General features: G+C 67.3%; 2 protein-coding genes. Both read right to left on the bottom strand.

Features of this window, described 5'->3' with window-relative positions; genetic code table 11:
* A partial coding sequence (locus AC1D15_RS34995) for a TetR/AcrR family transcriptional regulator (protein WP_477829697.1) occupies positions 1–548 on the bottom strand: 548 nt, incomplete at its 3' end.
* Between the two features lie 29 nt (positions 549–577).
* Positions 578–849: DUF6928 family protein (locus AC1D15_RS34990; protein WP_477829696.1), on the bottom strand; the 272-nt coding region annotated here is incomplete at its 5' end.

The raw sequence follows: 849 nt of genomic DNA, 5'->3' as shown, positions 1-849 counted from the left end.
AGCCCGAAGGCCGTCGCGCGGGTGGCGTTGCTGTCCGCCAGCGTGCCGGCGCGCAGCAGGTTGGCCGTCTCGCGCACCGAGCCGGCGAAGCTGCCGATCAGCATCGGCGTCGGCACGTCCTTCACGATCTGCTGCGATTTCGCGGCCTCGAACACGGCCATCCAGCCCTGGCTCAGGCGTGCCGACAGGCTGCGGCTCGCGTCGCTGAACCACGGCGAGTTGTAGTACTGCTCGATGAACACCATCTGCGCATAGTGCGTCAGCCGGCGATCGAGCCAGTTGTGCCACAGGTGCTCGAAGCGGCTGCGCAGCGGCGCGCCCGGGTCGTCGCCCTGCAGCAGGCTGGCGGTGGTCTCGGTCTTGGCCTGCTCGTAGAGCGCGACCATCAGCTCTTCCTTCGACGCGAAGTAGACATACAGCGTGCCGGTGGCGATGCCGGCCTCGCGCGCGATCGCCGCCATCGTCAGGCCACTCAGGCCGGTCTGCTCGACCAGCGTGAACGTCGCCTGCGCGATGGCCCGCAGCTTGTCGTCATCCTTGAGCTTCACGGGGTGATCATAGCCGAGCGAATATTCATTCAACGGCGCAGGTAGCGCATCAGCGGCACCGATTCGGGCGCTTCCAGCGTCGCGTCGAAGATGCCTTCGAGCTGGTAGCCGAAGAACTCGGCGAGCGCCGCCTCGCCCAGCTCGAGCGGATGGAACGGAAAGGGGTAGGGCGGCTCGCCGTCGTCGACGTCCACCGGGTGTTCGCCGTTCCAGAACGGCAGCTCGAACGCCATCTTCGGCCCGATGTTCTCGAGGATGCCGTCGTCGGGCGTCAGGCTCAGCGAGCGTTCGAGCTTGCCGC

Source organism: Rhizobacter sp. P2_H2 (assembly GCF_056403375.1).
Note: the sequence above shows the minus strand (reverse complement) of the source record. Positions and strands in the feature narration are given on the sequence as shown.